This window comes from Leifsonia aquatica H1aii, from assembly GCF_000633535.1.
Lineage (GTDB): Bacteria > Actinomycetota > Actinomycetes > Actinomycetales > Microbacteriaceae > Leifsonia > Leifsonia aquatica_A.
Genome location: NZ_AYMR01000018.1, coordinates 138613 through 158544 on the forward strand (window position 1 = coordinate 138613; position 19932 = coordinate 158544).

At 72.1% G+C, this 19932-nt stretch carries 20 protein-coding genes; 7 read left to right on the top strand and 13 right to left on the bottom strand.

Annotation, left to right across the window (positions count from 1 at the left end):
* Nucleotides 1–310: 310 nt before the first annotated feature.
* The 4 genes from U870_RS0116570 to U870_RS0116585 all read right to left on the bottom strand — a co-directional run bounded on the left by U870_RS0116570 (nt 311) and on the right by U870_RS0116585 (nt 3457).
* Complete coding sequence (locus U870_RS0116570; protein ID WP_025158494.1) at nt 311–1783, bottom strand: MFS transporter; 1473 nt, start codon at nt 1781–1783, stop codon at nt 311–313.
* Nucleotides 1784–1856: 73 nt separating this feature from the next.
* Nucleotides 1857–2462, bottom strand: a complete 606-nt coding sequence (locus U870_RS0116575) for a hypothetical protein (RefSeq protein ID WP_025158495.1) — start codon at nt 2460–2462, stop codon at nt 1857–1859.
* 33 nt (nt 2463–2495) lie between these two features.
* The gene (locus tag U870_RS23265; RefSeq protein ID WP_025158496.1) at nt 2496–3224 is read right to left on the bottom strand and encodes a DUF3592 domain-containing protein; all 729 of its coding nucleotides are present in this window, start codon (nt 3222–3224) and stop codon (nt 2496–2498) included.
* Complete coding sequence (locus tag U870_RS0116585; protein WP_025158497.1) at nt 3221–3457, bottom strand: PLD nuclease N-terminal domain-containing protein; 237 nt, start codon at nt 3455–3457, stop codon at nt 3221–3223. Before U870_RS0116585 ends, U870_RS23265 begins: the two co-directional genes overlap by 4 nt.
* A 338-nt stretch (nt 3458–3795) precedes the next feature.
* Between U870_RS0116585 and U870_RS0116590 the strand changes: the two genes are divergently transcribed.
* Nucleotides 3796–4407 (top strand): DUF1992 domain-containing protein, encoded by a 612-nt coding sequence (locus tag U870_RS0116590; RefSeq protein ID WP_025158498.1) that lies wholly within the window; start codon nt 3796–3798, stop codon nt 4405–4407.
* Between the two features lie 33 nt (nt 4408–4440).
* On the opposite strand, the gene U870_RS0116595 is transcribed toward U870_RS0116590, so the two are convergent.
* The 4 genes from U870_RS0116595 to U870_RS0116610 form a co-directional block, all read right to left on the bottom strand.
* Entirely contained in the window at nt 4441–5181 is a 741-nt protein-coding gene (locus U870_RS0116595) for a hypothetical protein (RefSeq protein WP_025158499.1), read from the bottom strand.
* Entirely contained in the window at nt 5178–5690 is a 513-nt protein-coding gene (locus U870_RS24915) for a DUF6114 domain-containing protein (protein ID WP_025158500.1), read from the bottom strand. Before U870_RS24915 ends, U870_RS0116595 begins: the two co-directional genes overlap by 4 nt.
* The gene (locus U870_RS0116605; RefSeq protein ID WP_025158501.1) at nt 5681–6277 is read right to left on the bottom strand and encodes a DUF6230 family protein; all 597 of its coding nucleotides are present in this window, start codon (nt 6275–6277) and stop codon (nt 5681–5683) included. Before U870_RS0116605 ends, U870_RS24915 begins: the two co-directional genes overlap by 10 nt.
* A gap of 78 nt (nt 6278–6355) precedes the next feature.
* Nucleotides 6356–6901 (bottom strand): hypothetical protein, encoded by a 546-nt coding sequence (locus U870_RS0116610; protein ID WP_025158502.1) that lies wholly within the window; start codon nt 6899–6901, stop codon nt 6356–6358.
* A 69-nt stretch (nt 6902–6970) separates the two neighbouring features.
* On the opposite strand from U870_RS0116610, the gene U870_RS0116615 reads away from it, so the two are divergent.
* Nucleotides 6971–7555 (top strand): TetR/AcrR family transcriptional regulator, encoded by a 585-nt coding sequence (locus U870_RS0116615; RefSeq protein ID WP_025158503.1) that lies wholly within the window; start codon nt 6971–6973, stop codon nt 7553–7555.
* A 9-nt stretch (nt 7556–7564) separates the two neighbouring features.
* The gene (locus U870_RS0116620; RefSeq protein WP_025158504.1) at nt 7565–8152 is read left to right on the top strand and encodes a TetR/AcrR family transcriptional regulator; all 588 of its coding nucleotides are present in this window, start codon (nt 7565–7567) and stop codon (nt 8150–8152) included.
* 64 nt (nt 8153–8216) lie between these two features.
* Here U870_RS0116620 and U870_RS0116625 read toward each other — a convergent pair whose 3' ends face one another.
* The gene (locus U870_RS0116625) at nt 8217–8513 is read right to left on the bottom strand and encodes a hypothetical protein (RefSeq protein ID WP_025158505.1); all 297 of its coding nucleotides are present in this window, start codon (nt 8511–8513) and stop codon (nt 8217–8219) included.
* 114 nt (nt 8514–8627) lie between these two features.
* Nucleotides 8628–9530: a DsbA family protein gene (locus U870_RS0116630; RefSeq protein WP_240183736.1), complete on the bottom strand. Its 903-nt coding sequence runs from the start codon at nt 9528–9530 to the stop codon at nt 8628–8630.
* A gap of 179 nt (nt 9531–9709) precedes the next feature.
* Here U870_RS0116630 and U870_RS0116635 point away from each other — a divergent pair, with 179 nt between their 5' ends.
* On the top strand, nt 9710–10342 hold the full coding sequence (locus tag U870_RS0116635; RefSeq protein WP_025158507.1) for a G5 domain-containing protein: 633 nt from the start codon (nt 9710–9712) through the stop codon (nt 10340–10342).
* 39 nt (nt 10343–10381) lie between these two features.
* Here the strand turns inward: U870_RS0116635 and U870_RS0116640 are convergent, their stop codons facing one another.
* The 3 genes from U870_RS0116640 to U870_RS0116650 form a co-directional block, all read right to left on the bottom strand.
* Nucleotides 10382–11638, bottom strand: coding sequence for an alpha-hydroxy acid oxidase (locus U870_RS0116640; protein WP_025158508.1), 1257 nt, complete (start codon nt 11636–11638; stop codon nt 10382–10384).
* Nucleotides 11639–11645: 7 nt separating this feature from the next.
* Nucleotides 11646–12395 carry a FadR/GntR family transcriptional regulator gene (locus U870_RS0116645; protein ID WP_025158509.1) on the bottom strand — a complete coding sequence of 250 codons (750 nt, stop codon included), beginning with the start codon at nt 12393–12395 and terminating at the stop codon, nt 11646–11648.
* Between the two features lie 132 nt (nt 12396–12527).
* Nucleotides 12528–13973, bottom strand: a complete 1446-nt coding sequence (locus U870_RS0116650) for an MDR family MFS transporter (RefSeq protein ID WP_025158510.1) — start codon at nt 13971–13973, stop codon at nt 12528–12530.
* A 142-nt stretch (nt 13974–14115) separates the two neighbouring features.
* Between U870_RS0116650 and U870_RS0116655 the strand changes: the two genes are divergently transcribed.
* Genes U870_RS0116655 through U870_RS0116665 form a run of 3 tightly spaced genes read left to right on the top strand, consistent with a single transcriptional unit; the run spans nt 14116 to nt 19847 of the window.
* Nucleotides 14116–14799: an ArsR/SmtB family transcription factor gene (locus U870_RS0116655; RefSeq protein ID WP_025158511.1), complete on the top strand. Its 684-nt coding sequence runs from the start codon at nt 14116–14118 to the stop codon at nt 14797–14799.
* The gene (locus tag U870_RS0116660; RefSeq protein WP_025158512.1) at nt 14796–16076 is read left to right on the top strand and encodes an MFS transporter; all 1281 of its coding nucleotides are present in this window, start codon (nt 14796–14798) and stop codon (nt 16074–16076) included. Before U870_RS0116655 ends, U870_RS0116660 begins: the two co-directional genes overlap by 4 nt.
* Before the next feature lie 9 nt (nt 16077–16085).
* Nucleotides 16086–19847, top strand: coding sequence for an ATP-binding protein (locus U870_RS0116665; protein ID WP_025158513.1), 3762 nt, complete (start codon nt 16086–16088; stop codon nt 19845–19847).
* Nucleotides 19848–19932 lie beyond the last annotated feature (85 nt).

The following is a 19932-nucleotide window of genomic DNA, read 5'->3' on the forward strand; positions in this document are numbered from 1 at the left end:
ACGGATTGCCCTCGAGCGGGGCGGTGGCGAAGACGTCGACGAGCGCGAACGGGACCTGCACGGTCATCCGCTCACCTCCCTCCCGGGGCAGATCTCCCCACCCTGTTGTACACAGTGTCCACGTCGACGGTCCGGTTGGCCAGGGTGTACATTCGCACGGCCGGGGCGCCGGACGTAGCATCCACTGCATGACTGCCGGCGTCGCCATCGAAGATCAACCGGACGTCGATCGGCTGGCCGCCGACGGCGTCGTCATCCTCGGCTACGACTGAGCCGAGCCCGATCCCGACGGTGCGCGCCTTCGGCGGAGTCACGATCGCCCGTCGTCCAGCGGCCGTACCACCGGCCTCCGGGGCGAGCTCCGGGTCGCCCGCAGCCGCCTGATGAACGGTGCCGCCGCCTCGCGCACGCCGAGAACCAGCGTCGCCGCCACGGCGAGGGAGGCCAGCAGCAGCCCGGCGCAGACGGCGAGGCCCACCAGCAGTCCGGCCGTGTCGACCAGCGTCCCGCCTCCGGCGAACGCCACGCCGGTCACGAGCGCCACGCAGAAGGTCGCCGACAGTCGCTGCGCGAGCTGGAGGAACGAGGCTGCGAGACCGTACTCGCCCGGCTGTGCGTGCGCCAGGGTGAGCGCCCGCAACGGCGGCTCGAACGCCCCGCTCGCCGCACCGATCAGGGTCTCCAGCAGCACGATCGAGATCACCAGCGCGACCACGTCGCTCGCTCCGCTCACCGCCACGAGGATCGCGCTGAACGCGGTCTGCATCCCGAGGAACGTCACCAGCGTCCAGCGCCCCAGCGCGTCGAAGAGCCGCGAGCTGAGGGCGGACGTGACGATCCGTGCGGCGGCGGACGGCGCGAGCAGCAGGGCGACGAGCACGGCGGGCATCCCGAGAGACTGCAGCAGGAACACGGTGACGATGGCGGACTGCGCGACCGCCGCCCCGAACCACAGCAGTGCGACGACGCTCCCCCCGGTGAACCCGCGGGCGCGCAGCAGGGTCGGCGAGAAAAGAGGGAGGCGTCCGATCCGTGCGGTCCGGCGCTCCCACCAGACCAGCACACCGGTCGTCAGGACGAGGCCTCCGACCGCCAGACCGGTGCGGACAGGTCCGAGACCGGGGTCGATCACCGGTGCGGTCGCCAGCAGCACGACCACCGCGGTGAGGGTGATGCCCACCAGGTCCAGTGACGGTCGGCCCGCGGCCCGACCGCCGCGCGGGACGTAGCGTGCGGCGAGCACGACGACGGTGACGACGAACGGGGCGTTGATCGCCAGGACGCCCCGCCACGCGACATCCGGCGGCAGCAGGGACAGGAGCGCGCCGGCGGCGAGGGGGCCGACGATCGCCGCAGCCGACGCCGCCATCCCGTAGGCCGCGAGAGCGCGGATCCGCGCGCGGCCGGTGAAGAGGTCCTGGATGACGCCGAGGACCTGGGCGCTCACCACTCCGGAGCCGAAGCCCTGCGCGGCGCGGCCCGCGATGGCCCAACCGATGTCCGGTGCGCAGACGGCGAGAGCGGCGCCGACCAGGAACAGCGCGAGGCCGGCGATGAACATCCCGCGGCGGCCGTAGGCATCACCCAGACGGCCGCCCGGGACGAGTCCCACCCCGAAGGCGAGCGAGTAGACGGCGAGGAACCACTGGATCCCTCCCGTGGACGCGCCGAGCTCGGGCCCGAGGGACGGCACGGTGTAGGTGACCACCGACTGGTCGAGGAGGGTCGCGAAGCCGGCGCCGACGCAGGCCGCCAGCGCGAACCGTTCGCTCCGGGACGCCACCGCTCCGTTCTAGCCGCGCCGCCCGCGCCTCGCCCAGGAACATGACGGCCTCTTACGCGCTACGGCGTGGAGGTCACCCCCAGAGCGGTCGCACCGACGCGGCGAGGTCGAGCAGCGGCGTGCCGTCCAGCACGATCCGCGACTCCTCGATCCCCTGTGCGGGCCACTGCGCGACGATCTCGATCGGGCCGGCCGGCGGCAGCGGTCGCAGCCAGAGGCCGTCCTCGACCCGGTAGACGTTCCCGGAGCCGCCGCCGCTGCCGCCCGTCGGCGCGAGCGTGTGGGCGGTGTCGTCGTCCCCGCTGCCGCCCTCTCCGCCGGTCATCCAGGAGCCGTCGTCGAGGATCAGCCGCCGACCGTCGCCCAGGGCGACTCCGTAGCGCAGGCGTTCGGGGTCGGACGAGCCGAAGGACCCGTGGAAGCCCCAGTGCGCCGTCTGCCATTCCTGCGGGGTGCGGTCTCCGCGGCGGATGCGGCGTTCGATCACGAACTCGACGCCGGTGCTGTAGACCCGCGCCGCCATCACGATGATCGCGGCGGTGTCGGTGACGGCCAGGGCCTCCGAGATCGGGAAGAGCCGGGGGAGCTCGGTCTCCGGCGGCCCCCAGCGCGGGTCGACCTCGGGCTCCGGCCCGGTGCTGTCGTCCTGCGGGGGATCGGGCGGGAAGAATCCGGCCATGTGGGCCTCCTCGGTGCTCGGCGGAGCGTCCGGCTATCGTCGGAACGCGTGATCCCAGGCGAGCTCGACGACGATGCCGCGCGCGTCGCCCGGGTGGGAGGCGTCGTACCAGAGCCGGGTCTCCTGCCCCTCGACGACGGGGCGCGCCTGCTCGATGAGCATGGTCTTCTGCACCCAGCGCTGGGTGCCCTGCAGGTCGTGGAACGTGAAGGTCACCGTCGTGAGGATGCGCGGGCTCTCGTGGAAGAAGTCGTAGCCCTTGTCGCTCACGGTGGCCGTGGTCAGCGTGCCGGACCGTACCGTCTCGGCGTCGCGGGACCGCTGCCGGTTGCGGCTCGCCGCGGCGACGATCCCGAGAAGGAGGAAGAGGACGCCGACGATCAGCAGTCCCACCGCGATGGCGACGGCGACGGCCGGATAGCCGTGGGGTGCCGCGACGACCAGGAGGCCGGCGCCCGCGCCGATCAGTGTCGCAGCCGCGCCGTACCCGAAGCCGATGTCGGATCGCTTCGTCGCAGTGACCGCCCAGAGTGCACCGGCGGCGATGGTGAGCATCAGGCCCAGGATGGTGCCGAGCACCGACGTCAGCGGGGGCTCCCCGAACTCGTCGAGCATCCCGAACCCGCCCCAGCCGGAGCCGAGCCCGAAACCTCCCGCGAGCAGCAGGACGAGCAGGATCAGTACGCGGGCGGTGCTCGGCCGCTTCGCGGTCCGACGGGCCTCGCGCTGCGCCTTGGCGATCGACGGGTCGACGGTGCTCATGCTGAGCCGCCGCTGAGCCGGTCCTGGTTGCGCGGCGCGTTCGCGCGGCCGAGCGTGAGCCAGAGGATCGGTCCGATGACCGGCACCAGGGTGACGATGGCGATCCAGGCGATGACGTAGGCCGCGGTCGTCCGGCTCAGGGCGACCTGGACCAGCGCCACCAGCCAGAGGGCGAGCTGCCCGACCCCCAGGAACAGGATCATCAGGTGCCAGCCCGCGAGTCCACTCAGCATGTCGTCCCCCGTCCGCGACGTCTCCGTCGTGCCGCTTTCATGTCTGCGGCCACCCTATCGCGCACGAACGCGACGACGACCGGCTCACCCGAGAAGCCGGCCGTCGCTCGCCGGGTGATGCGGGGCGACCCGCCCTAGCGGGTCCGCACTCCGTCCGGCCGCGCGGCGCCGGAGTTGGCGGTCGCCGTGGTCACCGCACACGATAGATCGGTTCTCTGGGAAGTCAACCGACACACCCGGATCGACTCTCAGGAACCCATCTGCTGCATCTGCTCCTCCTCCGGTTCGGGCGCAGCTCCACGCGGCGGCCGTCCGGTCGCCCGGCGTATCGTGGAGGCATGCCCGAGTCGCGCGAGCCCGCCGCCCCGCAGTCCGGGGACGCGCGCGTCGAGGCTGTGCGATACCGGCTGCGGCGTGAGGCCGAGGCCCGCGGCGAGGACGTCGAGCCGGAGGCGAACGCCGGGCAGCCGTCGATGGATCAGCGCGCGCACGTGATCGAGAACGCCATCCAGCAGGCCATCCGCCGCGGAGACTTCGACGACCTCCCCGGCGCGGGCAAACCGTTGCCCGGCCTCACCGGGACGCACGATCCCGATTGGTGGATCCGGCGCAAGATCGAGCGCGAGCAGCTGACCGGTCTCGGGCCGCCCGCCTTGACCCTCCGCACCGAGGACGCCGAGTTCGACGCCCGGCTCGACCGGCTCGGCTCCGAGCGGGCCGTGCGCGAGCACGTCGAGGACTTCAACCGTCGGGTGCGGGAGGCGCGGCGGCAGCTCCAGGGCGGCCCGCCGGTCGTCACCGCCACCCGTGACGCCGACGCGGAGGTCGCCGCATGGCTCGACCGTCGTACGGCGCGTCTCCGGCAGGCGGAGGAGCAGCGCCGGGCGGAGGCGGAGGCGCTCGCCGCCCTCAGCCGGCGGGAGCGGCGCCGGGTTCGGCGAGGACGCTAGGCGGGCACGAGCCCCGGCCGTCGTCGCCGAGCGTCACTCCGTCAGATGCTGCTTGGTGTTCGTGTAGACGATGGAGTCCGCGGTCGCGCCGACCAGGCCGAGCGTGACCCGCAGGAGCCCGTTCGGCATCCCGTCGGCCGGAGGAGGGGTCGCGGCGCCCAGGGTGAGCGCGTGTCCGTCCGCCGTGGTGGCCGTGAGGGAGTTCAGGTAGACCTGCACGTGCCCGCTCAGCGTCATGGTGTCGGCGGTGGTCGCCAGCGACGGACCGGTCTCGTGTCGGACGGTGAGGCTGAAGCCGCCGATCGTGATCGTGTCGGCCGAGATCTTGAGCGCCGCAACCCGACTGCCATCGGCGAGCGGGACCCTCACCACGCTGATGCCGGAGAGCCCCGTGAACGACAGGGACCGGCTGCCGAGCTGGGCGGGCGGCTGGGTGAAGACGGGGGAGCCGGCGTCGTCGATCGGGGTCGGGGCGGGTGTCCCCGGCGCCGGCGTGCCCGGGGTCGACGGATCGCCGCCGGGTGTGGTCGGTGTCGGCGTCGGCAGCAGCGGATCCAGCGGCGATCCCGGCGCCCCGGAGCCCGGAGGGGTCGACGGGGTCGGTGTGGGGGTCGGGCTCGGCGTCGAGCACGGGAGGAGGACCGGGATGCAGAACTGGGCGTGCGCGCTGGTGGGGAGCCGGGCCGCGCCGAGCCCGGCGACGGCGACCAGGACGCACGCCAGCAGGGCGCCGACGATCGTGCCGGGCCGGGTGCCGCTGCGGCGCGGGCTCATCGCGTCGAGCCCTCCGTGCGCTCGGCCGCCGGGCCGCGGGCGAGGTCTTCGCGGGTCACCGCGTCCGCCTCTGCGCGCTCGGCCGCGCTCCGGTCCGCGCTCTCGTCGATCGCGGCCGCGTCGCCGGCCGCCGTCTTCGTCGGCATCCACGCGACCGTGAGCACGCCGCCGACGCTCGCCAGCAGCATGCCGAGGAAGAACCCACCGAGGTTCACCCCCACGAGCGAGTAGACCGCGACGGCCAGCGCGATGACGCCGTAGAAGATCCGGTGCGCGGGCATGGCGATGACCAGCACGCCCAGCAGGACGAGCAGGATCGGGATGATCGTCGCCTGCAGGCCCTCGATGCCGAGCTGCACGTGGATCTTGCCGATGTCGAGCTGGCCGGAGAAGAACAGCTCCACACCGCCCAGCGCGGTCAGCAGCCCGCCCACGAACGGGCGGGAGCGGCGCCAGGCCCGGAAGCGCGCGCGGCGTGTGACGCCGGCGGCCACCGCGTTCAGAAGCACCCCTTCGAGCCGTCCGTCAGCTGCACGTGCATCCCGGTCAGGGTGAACACGGAGGCCTGGGTGCTCCAGGCCGTCTGCTGCAGGTTGTCGATGGTGACGGTGTCGGCGTCCTGGGCGAAGTCGCCCGCGGTGCCCTTGGCCGCCGTGTTGACGGCCGAGGCGTCGACGCCGATGCGGATGTTGCCGAACTTCGAGTCGCCCTTGAGGTCGGTCATCCCGATCTGGAGGTCGGAGGCCGAGGCGGGGGAGCCGCCGCCGCCCGCGGTGATCAGCATGCCCACCTTGCCGAGCGGGGTGTCGGTGACGACCGACTGGCAGAGGTCGGCGAGGGTGGCGGACTTGATGTTGGCGATCGCGACCTGGTGCTCGGTGCCCGCGGTGTCCGGGGCGACCCCGGCGTACTGCGAGAAACCGCTGCCGTCGAGCTTCGAGGCACTGATCTGGAACTGGCTGCCCGAGACCGCGAAGGAGACCGGCACGGCGCCCTGCGCCACTCCGGCCATCAGCAGTGTCGAGACCACGGCGACCGGTACGGCGGCGAGCACGATGCGGCCCGCGTGCGAGCCGGCGAACTTTCGAAACGTCATCGATCCTCCTGTTCGGGGGACTTGACAGCGCCAGTGCGGTCGAGTCCAGGAGCAAACCTAGACGCTATTGACCGTTTGTCAATAGTTGGCGCTCATTCGAGGGTCACGGCGTGGCCAGATCGTGTAGCTCACGGCCCACGCGAGGTCCGCGGCGACGGCGATCCCGAGCACCGGGACGAAGGCCGTCACCGCCGCGGAACGTTCCGGCTCGCCGGCGATCAGGACGAGCGCGCCGATCACGGCCAGTGCCACCGCCGCGCCGAGCAGTGTGCGCAGCACATCGCGCCAGCAGGCGCGGGTGTAGCCGGCGCCGGTCTGCTTCACGGGGGCGGGGCCACCGGCGAACCGGTACGCGAACCGCACATCCGCCCAGCGGATCGTCGCGTGGCCGTACGCGACCGAGAAGCCGAGATAGAGCGCCGCGAGGCCGTGCGCGGCCGTCGCTGTTCCGCCCGCGGCCAGATCGAGGGCGGTCGCCACGAGCAGGGCCAGGTCGGTGACGGGGGAGAGGGCGAGGAGGACGGCCCCGGCGCGCCGCGCGTGCAGGAGGTAGCGGGCGATGAGTCCGAGCCCGATGAAGACCCAGAACAGGATCTCGCAGACGACGATGACGACGACGATCACACGCACCCCTCCGCAGTTAGCACGACTGTGCTAAATCGGAGCGTAGCACGACCGTGCTAGCCTCCGAGCATGCCGCGCACCATGGACCGCGACGCCCGCAAGGCCCAGCTCGCCGAGGCCGTCTGGCGCACCATCGTCGAGCGCGGGATCGGCGCGGTGTCGGTCCGCACGGTCGCCGCCGAAGCGGCGGTGGCGGTCGGATCGCTGCGGCACGTCTTCCCCACCCGCACGGAACTGCTCGAATTCTCCGCCGAGCTCATGGTCGATCGGGCCACGGACCGCATCCGCGCGCTCCCCGAGCGCGACGACCCGCGAGAGCATGCCATGGACGTGCTCCGGCAGCTGCTCCCGCTCACCCCCGACAGTCGGGCCGAGCTGGAGGTCAACATCGCGCTGATCGCCGAGACGCCCGCCCTGCCGGGACTCGCACGCATCCGCGACGAGGCCGACCGGGCGCTCACCGATGTCTGCCTGCGTCTGGTCGCGGCGCTCCGGGGGGAGTCCTCCGCTGCTGCAACCGACACCCTGCGACGCGAGGCGCTCCGGCTCCATGCGCTGGTCGACGGCCTGGCCGTGCACCTGCTGGTGCGCGGGGGCGACTCCGGGTGGGCGCTCGACCTCCTCCGCGCGGAGCTCGACCGGCTCGCCGGATAGGCTCGCAGCATGTCCACGGACCGGCGCACACGGCTCACCCCGGACGAGCGCCGGGCTCAGCTGGTCGCGCTCGGGGTCGCCCTCCTGGCAGAGCGGCCGCTGGACGACCTCACCATCGACACGCTGTCCGAGAAGGCCGGCGTCTCGCGCGGACTCCTCTTCCACTACTTCGGTTCCAAGCAGGGGCTGCACCGGGAGGTCGTCCGCACCGCGCGTGACAGCATGCTGCACGCCACGGAACCCCTCGCCGAGCTGCCGCCGCTGGATCGTCTGCGTGACACGCTCGCGCGCATCGTGCGGTTCGTCCGCGAGCACCACGGCACGTTCTACTCCCTGGTCCGCGGCGTGGCCAGCGGCGACAGCGAGGTCCGCGCCGTGGTCGAGGAGGCCCGCGAGGAGCAGGCGGGACGCGTGGTGGCCGCGTTCCTCGAACTCGGCGTGACCGACACCCCGATGCTGCGCATCGCGCTGCGGTCGTGGGTCGCATTCGCCGAGGAGGCGCTCGTCGAGACCGCGCTCGTTCCCGAGCTCTCCGCCGACGACATCGTCGGCTTCCTGGAGCGCAGTGCTCGCGGGGTCGTCGCCGCCCTCGGCTAGGGTACGTCTCTCACTTCGTGGGCGCTGCGCGGTGCCCGGTGGCCCACGACGTGAGAGACACACCCTAGATCCCCTCCTCCTCGATGTCGTCCTCGGTGAGGACGCCCTCGTCCGGGTCGCCGAGAGGATCGTGCTCGTCCTCGATCGGGGAGGCCTCGTCTCCCGCGCCGTTCCCCCACACGGTCTCGCCCGCGACGCCGTCCGTGGTCACGAGCTCGTCGGCGGCGTCCGCCTCGGCGATCGGGTCGTCGACGGAGTAGTCGATGTCGCCGTCGGCCGGATCGACCCAGCCGGCCGTGTCACCGCCGTCGCCGTCGCCGTACCGGTCGTCTTCCACGCCGTCCTCGGGGATGCGGTCCATGGCTGGCCTCCTGTCGTCGCGGGTGCGGTGCGGCGAACCTACACCCGCGCCCGGGCACGCAGAAGGCGGCCGGTCCACCGGACCGGCCGCCTTCTGGAGCGATGCGCGCGGAGGTCAGCTCGCCTTCGGGAAGGTGATCGTGCCGCTGTCGCCGGCGTCCTTGACCGCCGCAGCGACGAAGGAGGCGAACTGGGTGGCGTCGGTGAAGCCGCCCTGGTAGCGCTCGCCGTTCACGAACACGGTCGGGGTGCCGAAGCCGCCCTGAGGGTTCGCGAGCTGCTTGCTGGCGGTCGCGTCCTTGGTGCGGTTGGTGACGAACGGCGCGTACGTCTGGTTGTTCACGCAGTCGGTGATCTGCTTCGACTCGACCCCAGCTCCCTTGAAGAGCTTCAGGATCTCGGCGTCCGTCAACCCGGTGCCGGTCTGCTCGTCGGGCTGGTTGGCGAAGAGCGCGCTGTTGATGTCGAAGAACTTGTCGGGCTCGTAGTTCGCCACGCACGAGGCCGCGGCGGCCGAACGGGTCGAGTACTTGTTGTTGGTCGGGGAGTCGAGGATGGCGACCGGGTGGATCTCGAGGGTCGCGGTCCCGTCGGCCATCATCTGCTTCATCTGCGCGCTGTTCGTGGTCTCGAACTGGTCGCAGTAGGGGCACTGGTAGTCGAGCCAGATCTGGATGTGCGCGGTCTTGCCGTCGAGCTTCTGCGTCGTCGGGGTGGGCGCGTCGCCACCGGAGATGGCGGGGCTCGTGACGGCCTTGTCCGCCTGGGTCAGCACGATGCCGCCGCTGATCATGTTCTTCGGGTTCGCGACATTGCTGGAGGCGGTGACGCCCGAGTAGATGAACAGGCCGACGACGGCGAGCACGGCGAGCACGCCGACGATCACCGAGCTCTGGACGACGACCTTGCGGCGCTTCGCCTTCTTGGCGGCCTCTTCACGCATGAGCCGCGCGGTCTCGCGCGCCTCTTCGCGTCGGTCGCGCTTGGTCGGGCCGGAGGCCCCTCTACCCGTTGCCATTCAGTTCATCCCATTCGACTGTGGACATTCCCCCACCGATCGTAGGGGGTAATTCCTTTGAGAGGGCTGGTGGTGTGCCGGACGATCGGGCCGGCGGTCGCCCTGTGCCTCGTTCGGGTCCCTTGCCGCGGCGGAGCGCGCTCGCCAGACTGCTGCGAGCACGACCCGAAGGAGTGAACGTGGCACGGTCCAGGCTGGGCACCCTCGGTTGGTCGGTCGTCGGAGGCGCCGCGGCACTCGCGCTCCTGGTCTCCGTCTCGGCCTACGCCGCCGGAGGCCACCCTCCCGCCGAGACGGCCGAGACCGATGCCGTCGCCGTTCCGTCGGAGCGGAGCACGACGCCCACACCGACGCCGCTGACGGAGACGACCACGGTGACCGTCGACACGGCGATCCCGTTCGCGGCGACCACCGTGGACGATCCGACCCGGGATGCCGGCACGAGCGCCGTCACGACCGAAGGCCGGAACGGCGTCACGACGAGCACCTACAGTGTCACGCTCGTCGACGGGGTCGAGACCGCCCGCACCCTCGTCTCCGAGACCGTGACGACGCCTCCCATCGACCAGGTCACGAGTGTGGGCTCGCGGAAACCCGCACCCGTCGCCGCGGCGCCCCCGGCCGCACCGCCCGCTTTGGATCCGAGCGGGTGCGATCCGAACTACGCCGGCGCCTGTGTGCCGATCGCGAGCGACGTCGACTGTGCGGGCGGCAGCGGGAACGGCCCGGCCTACGTGCGCGGCCCGGTCCAGGTCGTCGGGACGGACATCTACGACCTGGACCGCGACGGCGACGGCATCGGCTGCGAGTAGCGCCACCGTGCCGGATGGGGGTCGGCGGCGTCGGGCCGGCTAGCCGACGTTCACCGTGCTCGGTGCCGCGACCGGCACCAGCCGCTGCAGCTGCGTGACGTGCGCCGGGGTCAGCTCGGCCAGCGAGGAGACCTCGAGCAACTGCATGGTGCGCACGATCTGGTCGGACAGGATCTGGATGGTGCGGTCGACTCCCGCGCGCCCGCCCGCCATCAGGCCGTACAGATAGGCGCGGCCGATGAGCGTGAACTTCGCCCCCAGTGCGTAGGCGGCGATGATGTCGGCGCCGTTCATGATGCCGGTGTCGATCGCGACCTCGGTGTGCTGGCCGACTTCCTGAACCACCGTGGGCAGGAGGTGGAACGGGATGGGCGCGCGGTCGAGCTGGCGGCCGCCGTGGTTCGACAGCACGATGCCGTCGACGCCGAGGTCGACGAGCTTCGCGGAGTCCTCGACGTTCTGCACGCCCTTGACGACGATCTTCCCGGGGAACAGGTCGCGGATGATCGCCAGGTCGTCGAAGCTGATGGACGGGTCCATCGCCGCGTTGAGCAGGTCGCCGACCGTGCCGCCGGTCGACGACAACGACGCGAACTCGAGCTTGGGTGTGGTGAGGAAGTCGTACCACCACCACGGGCGCGGGATGGCGTTGACGATCGTGCCGAGGGTGAGCTGCGGCGGGATGGAGAAGCCGTTGCGCTTGTCGCGCAGGCGCGCCCCGGCGACCGGGGTGTCGACGGTGAAGAAGAGGGTGTCGAAACCGGCGGCGGCGGCCCGGCGCACGAGTTCGTAGGAGATCTCGCGCTCGCGCATCACGTAGAGCTGGAACCAGTTGCGCCCGGTCGGGTTGGCCGCCTTCACGTTCTCGATGGACGTGGTGCCGAGCGTGGAGAGCGTGAACGGAATGCCCGCGGCGCCGGCCGCCCCGGCGCCGGCGACCTCGCCCTCGGTCTGCATCAGGCGGGTGAAGCCGGTCGGTGCGATGCCGAACGGGAGGGCCGAGCGGCCGCCCCAGATCTCGCACGAGGTGTCGACGACCGAGACATCGCGCAGGATCGACGGGTGGAACTCGATGTCCTGGAACGCCTGACGGGCGCGGGCCAGCGAGAGCTCGCCCTCCGCGGCGCCTTCGGTGTAGTCGAACGCGGCCTTCGGGGTGCGCCGTTTCGCGATGGCGCGCAGGTCCTCGATGGTGAGGGCGCCCTGCAGCCGGCGCTTCTTGGCGTCGAACTCGGGTTTCTTGAACGACATCAATTCGAGCAGTTCGGCGGGCTTGGGGACTTGACGGGTGACCATGGGCTGCCTATCGGGGGTCGTGGGCGGAGGGGGCGGTGGTGGGGACGGCGTCCTGGGGTGCGGGGGAGGCGTCGCGGTAGTACCCGCTGATGTGGTCGTGGATCCGGGTGCGGGCGCCGACCGCGTCTCCCGCGACGATCGCCGCCATGACGGCACGGTGCTCGGCCCGCAGGCGAGCAGCCATGGCCTCCCACTCGGGGATGCGTGCGAGGCCGGCGAGCACGTAGCCCTCGATGGAGCTGCGGAGCCCGGCCATCGTCGCCGCGACGACCGCGTTGCCGGAGGCCTCCGCGAGTGCGAGGTGGAACTGCGCGTCGAGCACCAGGAACTCCTGCGGCGTGAGTGCGGGGTCGTCCATCGCGTCGAGCAGGTGGTGGGCGTCGGCGACATCGAGGGCGCCGCTGCGTTCGGCGAGCTCCTGCGCGACGGCGGTCTCGAGCAGGAGCCGGGTGCGCACCACGTCGGCCACGGGGAAACCGCTGGCGGCGACCTGCAGCCGCATCAGCGCCTGCATCCCGCCGACCGGCCGGGCGACGATGATCGCACCGGAACTCGGGCCGGAGCCGGTCTGGGTGCGCACGAGCCCCATGGCCTCCAGGACGCGGATGGCCTCCCGCACGCTCGACCGGGAGACCCCCAGGTCGGCGGCGAGCGTCCGCTCGGGCGGCAGGTGGTCGCCGGGTCGCAGGCGACCGTCGACGAGTCGCGCCTCGATGTGGGCGAGCACGCCCTCCCATGCCCGCGGCTCCGCGGTCATCGCGCCTCCTGTGGTCCGACCATGTGGTCCGACCACACTAGCACGCGCTGCGCCGGCGCATCGAGGCGGCGAAAGTTCCGCCTCCTCGCGTCGAGACGGCCGACCATTCGCCGCCTCGACGGGCGGGAGGGGTCAGTCGGCGGTGGCGGGCTGGTGGCCGAGCTCGACGTCCTCGACGCGCGAGCGCGGCATCGCGATGCCGGCGACGATGGTGAGCACCGCGGCGATGGCGACGGCGACGAACACCGCGGTCGACGCGGTCTGCACGGTGCCTGGATCGTGCGCTCCGCCCGCGGACGCGGCGATGATGCCGTTCGCGATCGCACCGAACAGGGCGACTCCGACGGCGCTGCCGATGGAGCGGGAGAACATGTTCGCGCCGGTGACCACGCCGCGCTCGTTCCAGGCCACGCTCGACTGTGCGGCGATCAGCGTCGGGGTGGCGACCAGTCCCATCCCGAGCCCGACCACGAAGCAGCTGATCGCGACGAACCAGACGCTCGGGTGCACCGAGGTCACCGCCAGGGCGAGCGCCCCGACGATCGCGATGGAGGTGCCGAGCAGGGCGGTGCTGCGGAACCCGATCCGCAGGTAGAACCGTCCGGAGAGGCTGGCCGCGACCGGCCAGCCCAGGGTGAGGGCGGCGACGGCGAGCCCGGCCACCAGCGGGGAGGCCCCGGTCGTCGACTCGAGGTAGGTCGGCACGTACGAGGTCAGCCCGATCAGGATCGCACCGATGCCGAGCGAGATCAGGGTCGTGGTGACCAGCAGCCGGCGGGAGAACACCCACAGCGGCAGGATGGGCTCCGCCGCCCGCCGCTCGACGAGCAGGAACGCGATCAGCAGCAGCCCGCCGAGGACGAACGCCCCGATGCTCCAGACGGAGTCCCAGGCCCAGGCCTGGCCGCCCTCGAGCACGGCCAGGATCAGCAGGCTCATCCCGACCGTCAGCAGGGTCGCCCCCGCGTAGTCGATCCGGTGCGGCCGGCGCTCGACGTTCTCGTGGAAGTTGCGCACGAGCATCCATCCGGCGAGCAGGCAGAGCGGGATGTTGACGAAGAAGATCCACCGCCAGGTGGTGAACTGCGAGAAGACACCGCCGAGTGTCGGGCCCACCACCGAGGAGATGGCCCACACGCTCGCCAGGTAGCCCTGCACCTTCGCGCGCTCGGCGATCGTGTAGATGTCGCCGGCGATGGTGATCGCGATCGGCTGGATGGCTCCGGCGCCGAGGCCCTGCACGACACGGAACGCGATCAGGGCGGGCATGCTCCACGCGAACCCGGCGAGGATCGACCCGAGCAGGAAGAGCCCGATGCCGACGAGCACGAGCGGCTTGCGGCCGACGGTGTCGGCCAGCTTGGCGTAGACGGGGACGGACACGGCCTGGGCGAGCAGGTACACCGAGAATAGCCAGGGGAACTGCGAGAACCCGCCGAGGTCGGTCACGATCGAGGGCACGGCGGTCGCGAGGATCGTGGAGTCGATCGCCACGAGCCCGGTCGTGAGCATGAGGGCGATGAGGACGGGGCCGCGTTCCGAGCGGAAGCCGACGCTCGCGTGGGTGGGTTGGTTCACGTGTGTGAACAACGCCTCCGACGGAGGGGCATTCCCGAAAGGAGGGGATCCCTCGCCTCGTGACGCGAGCGGCTCTCCCGTCGCGGCGCGGGGGAGGCGAGGCGGCTTGACGTGAAAGAACGGGGCGCGGACAATGTGAAACATGTCTTTCAGACCTCCGGAACGACGCACGGTCACCGATCCGCGAGCCCTCCGCGCGCTCGCGCATCCGCTGCGCCTCGCGCTGCTCGACCACCTGATGGCCTTCGGTCCGCGCACCGCGAGCGAGTGCGCCGAGGTCGTCGGCTCGACGCCGTCCAACTGCAGCTACCACCTGCGCGCGCTCGCGCGCTTCGGGCTGGTGGAGGCGGTGGAGGCCGCCGACGGTCGCGAGCGGCCCTGGCAGTCCACCGCGACCGGTCTCGCCTTCGGGCGCACCGAGGACCCGGGATTCCGGCTCGGCTCCGACACCGCGGAGCGCCTGCTCGCCGATCGGCAGATCGACGACGAGGCCGCACTCGCGCATCGCGCGCTCGCCCAGCGCGACGATCAGCCCGAGGAGTGGCGCGACGCGAGCATGCTCACCGGGTACGCCCTGCGGCTCACCTCCGCGGAGCTCCGGGAGCTCGGCGGCAAGCTCGACGCGCTCATCCGCCCCTACATCGGGCTGACCCGGCCGGACGCCCCCGACGACGCCGAGGTGGTCGCCCTCCAGCTCAGCGCGTTCCGCCACCCGGATGCTCCACTCGCCCCGGGCGCCGCCGACCGCCGGAGCGCCGCCGACCGCCGAGATGGCGACCCGGGCCGGGATGGCGACCCGGGCCAGGATGCGGAGGGCCGGCCGTGACCTCCCGCTCGCCGCTCTTCCGCCGCGACTACGCACTGATCTGGACGGCCGGACTCGTCTCCGACACCGGCGACTGGCTGCTGATGATCGCGCTGCCGCTGTTCGCCTTCGCCGCGACCGGCTCGGCGCTCGGCGCCTCGACCGTCTTCCTGGTCGAGCTGATCCCCGTGCTGCTCCTGGGCACCTTCCTGGGCGTCTTCGTCGACCGCTGGGACCGTCGTCGCACGATCATCGTGACCTCGCTGCTGCAGGCGGTCGTGCTTCTGCCGTTGCTGGCCGCCTCCGCCGACCGGATGTGGATCGTCTACGCCGTGGCCGGCGTCGAGGCGGTGCTCGGGGCCGTCATCAACCCCGCGAGGCAGGCGCTCGTCCCGAGCCTGGTCGAGCCGGACCAGCTCGCGCGCGGCAACGCCCTCATCGCGGTGAGCGACAGCATCGCGCGCCTGGTCGGCTCGCCGATCGGCGGTCTGGCGTTCGCCGTCTCCGGTCTGCCGGGCGTCGTCATCGCCGATGCCGCGACGTTCCTCGTGACGGCGCTGCTCGTGCTGCTCATGCGCCGGCCCCGGCCGCGTGCCGACACGCTCGACGCGGACGCGCCCGCGATCGCCGTCGAGCGCCGGCTGCTGCGGGACTGGGTGGAGGGCCTCGTGCTGATCGCCCGCTCCGGGACCCTGCGAACCCTCGCAGCGATCACTGCGCTGGGCAGCGTCTCGCAGGGGCTCTTCCTCGTCCTCTTCATCGTGTACGTGACGCAGGAGCTCGGGGCGGGGGAGGGCGGCGTCGGCCTGCTGCGCGGTGTGCAGGCGATCGGCGGCGTGCTCGGCGGCCTCCTCTCCGGGGTGCTGGTGCGCCGGCTGAGCCCGCGGATGCTGGTGGGCGGCGGGTACCTCGTCTTCGGTCTGCTCTCCCTGATCACCTGGAACCTCGCCCCGGTCACCACGGCCCTCGGCGTCTACGCCGGCCTGTTCATCGCGATGGGCATCCCCGCCGTCGCCACCGCGACCGGCGAGATCACACTGGTGCAGACCGGAACCCCGCCGCACGCACTGGGACGGGTGATCGCCGCGATGACGACCGTCGGCGGCGCCGCCCAGGGCGTCGGCCTGCTGGCGGGCGGCCTGCTCGCCGAGCACATCGACGTGGTCGCCATCCTCGACGGACAGGCGGCGCTCTACCTGGCGTGCGGCGTCCTCGCCGCCGTCGCCCTGCGACCGCCGGCTCCCGTATTGCCGCGAAACCCGCCCGGGTTGCCGGGCGTTTCGGAGATTCGCACGTAGGGTGTCGGTGTGTGGCGACTGGATAGGAAGAACGAGGACGACCTGGTCGGGGCCGGTCCCGCGGACGACGACGCCCTGCATCCGGTCGCGAACTCGACCGCGCCGCATCAGCTGAGCCTCGGTGACCCGACGCTCGTCGCCGGCAACATCGCCGACCCGGTGCGCACGCGCTGGCAGGACGAGATCGCGTCCATCGGCGGCGTCTCGCCGCTGCTGCACTTCGAGGACAGCCCTCGCGCACGGATCGAGCTGAGCACCACGCACCCGGGCGGACTGCCGCAGTTCATCACGGGCAAGAGCACCCTCCTGTCGAGCCTGATCCGCGACGAGCTGGCGCTGCGCACCGCCCGCGCGGCGGCGAACGCGATCACGACCAAGGGCATCGAGCTGCGCACGGTGCGCGGGATCGAGTCGGTCCATCTGGCGATCGGGCTGGCGCAGTGGCGGCACGGCGGCGATGAGCTGACCGCGCCCATCCTGCTGCGCCCGATGGCGATCCGCCGCTACGGCCGCGACTTCGAGCTGAAGCTGAAGGGCCAGCCGTTCCTGAACCCGGAGCTCTCCCGCGCTCTCGCGGAGCAGTTCCAGATCACGCTCGACGCCGACGCCTTCGTCGCGCTCGCCCTCAACAACGGGGTCTTCAAACCGCAGCCGGTCATCGACCGCCTGCGCGGCCTCACCTCCCACCTGCCCTGGTTCAACGTGCAGCCGCGCCTGGTCGTCTCGTCGTTCGCCGATGTCGCCCCGGCCCTGCGGGCGGAGGCGGAGGACCTCGACACGACGCTGCTCAACGCCCTCGCCGGCAACCCGTCGGCGCGCACCACGATCGAGAGCGCGTTCAACCCGGTGGAGCACATCCGCCAGGATGAGCGACCGCCCGCGACCGACACCCTCCTGCTCGACGCCGACGAGGAGCAGGAGACCGTCGTCGCGCAGATCGCGGCCGGCAACTCGCTCGTCGTGAAGACCCTCCCCGGCACCGGCGGCACGCAGACCGTGGTGAACGCGATCGGCGCGCTGGTCGCCCAGCACAAGCGCGTGCTCGTCGTGAGCCCGCGTCGCTCGAGCCTCGACGACATCGCCCAACGGCTCACCAGCGTCGGCCTGCCCGGCCTCGCGGTCACGCCGCGCACCCTGCGCCGCGACCTCGTGCAGTCGATCGGACGCAACGAGAAGGCGACGCAGCCCCGCGTCACCGACGTCGACGAAGCCCTCGTGCGCCTGCGCAAGGTGCTGCTCGACTACCGCTCCGCCCTCGGTCGCCGCGACCCGGTGCTGAAGGTGTCCGTGCTCGACGCGCTGCGCGAGCTCTCGCGCCTCGCCCTGCTGCCGTCGCCGCCCTCGACGACGGCGCGACTCGGCCGCACCTCGATCGAAGCGCTCGCCGTCGACCGCGCCGCCGCCTCCGACGCGCTGATCCGCGCCGCCCGCCTCGGCGAGTTCCGCTACGGCCCGAACGACTCGCCCTGGTACGGAGCCTCGTTCACTACGACGGAGGAGGGGCGCGCCGCCCACGACCTCGCCAAGAAGCTCAACCGCGCGGAGCTGCCCCGCCTGATCGATCGCGCCCGCGCGCTCATCGGCCAGACCCGGATGCGCCCGTTCGAGTCGATCGCCGAGCTCGGCGTCTACCTGCGGCTGCTGCTCGACATCCGGGAGACGCTCGACCGCTTCACGCCGGCCGTGTTCGACCGCTCGCTCGCCGAGCTGATCGCCGCGACCGCGTCGCGCCGCGAGTCCGCGACGATGACCGGTGCGAACCGGCGCCGGCTGCGTAAGCTGGCGTTGGAGTACGTGCGTCCGGGCGTCCACGTGACCGACCTCAACGAGAGCCTGCGGCGCATCCAGCAGCAGCGCATCCTCTGGAACCGCTTCGCCGTCGCCGGTGTCGTGCCGGAGGTGCCGGTCGGCATCGCCGACGTGCAGGTGGCCTATCAGCGGGTCGCGGAGGACCTCGCCCGCCTCGACATCCCGTTGCGCCGCACCGGGACGCCCCAGTCGCTCGCTGCCCTGCCGATCGAGGTGCTCACCCGCCAGATCGCCGGCCTCGCGGCCGAGTCCGAGGTGCTCGCCAACCTCCAGGAGCGCACCGCCCTGCTGGGCCAGCTGCGCGACCTCGATCTCGACCCGCTCATCCAGGACCTCTCGGTGCGCCACGTGCCCGAGTCGCAGGTGAGCGCCGAGCTCGAACTGGCGTGGTGGCAGTCGGTGCTGGAGTCGCTGCTCGCCGCCGACCGCGCCCTCCTGAACGCGAACACCGGGGTGCTCGACCGGCTGGAGGCCGACTTCCGTCTCGTCGACGAGGCCCATGCCTCCGCGACGGGCAAGCAGCTCGCCTGGCTCCTGGCCGAGACCTGGAAGATCGGCATCGTCGACTGGCCGGACGAGGCCGCCGCGCTGAAACGCCTGCTCAAGGCGGGGCAGCCGACCGCCGCCTCCCTCGACGCCGCGGCCCCGCACCTGTCGCGCCCGCTCGCCCCCGTGTGGCTGATCTCGCCGTACGAGGTGCCGGAGCTGGGCTCGGACCTGCCGTTCGACGCGGTCGTGCTCGTCGACGCCGGCGCATCCACGCTCGCCGAGAACATCCCGGTGCTGCGCCGGGCGAAGCAGCTGGTCGCGTTCGGCGACCCGGTCACCCAGACCCCGTCGCGCTTCGACATCGGCGTGCACGAGTACGGATCGTCGTTCGAGGGCAGCACCGACGACGTGGACGCGATGCACGCGGACTCGGCGCTCGCGCGCCTCGCCGAGCTGCTCCCGGTCTACACGCTCAAGCGCAGCTACCGGGCCGGCGGCGAGGACCTCGCCGAGCTGGTCAACCGGCGCTTCTACGGCGGCATGATCGACTCCCTGCCGTGGGCGGGCACCTACCTCGGCCACGGCAGCCTCGCACTGCACTACGTGAGCGGCGGGCAGGGCATGCCCGACAGCGACACCGGAGCGGTGGAGAGCACCGACGCCGAGGTCGCCAAGGTCGTCGAGCTCGTCCTGCAGCACGCCGTCGAGCGGCCGCGCGAGTCCCTGATGGTCATCTCGGCCAGCGACCGCCACGCGGTGCGGGTCAACCAGGCCGTGCTCGCGGCCTTCGCCAAGCGCACCGACCTCGCCGACTTCATCCTCGGCGACCGGGCCGAGCCGTTCACCGTCGTGACGCTCGACCAGTCCGTCGGGCAGAGCCGCGACCGCGTCATCTTCTCCATCGGCTACGGCCGCACTCCGCACGGACGCCTGCTGTCGAACTTCGGCGCCCTCGCGGAGCCGGGTGGGGACCGTCTGCTCGCGATCGGCATGACGCGCGCCCGCCGCGGCATGGACATCGTGTCCTGCTTCAAGCCGGACGACATCGACGAGACCCGGATGCGGCACGGCATCGCCGCGCTCGCGCAGGTACTGGGGGAGGCCGACGAGATCCAGGCGGCGGCCCCCGAGCACCTGAGCCCCGACTCCGATCCGATGATCATCGACCTGGCCAAGCGGCTGGCCCGGCGCGGGCTGGACGTGCATCTCGGCTACCGCGGCAAGCTGACGCTGATCGCCTCGCACGAGGGCCGCGCCGTGGTCGTCGAGACGGACGACGACGTGAACACCGGCAGCCTCCGCGAGTCGCTGCGCCTGCGTCCCGACGTGCTGCGCCGCCTCGGCTGGCACTACCTCCGGGTGCACAGCTTCGAACTGTTCGCCGACCCGGACGCGGTGGCCCTGCGCATCGCCCGCCTGATCGGCTCCGTCGAGCCGGGCACCGAGACGGCACCCATCACCATCCCGGCCTGAGCGCGTCATCGAGGCGGCGGATTCTCCGCCGCCTCCGTGTTTTCGCGTGCACTTTCCGCCGTCTCGGTGGCGGCTACGCTGGAGG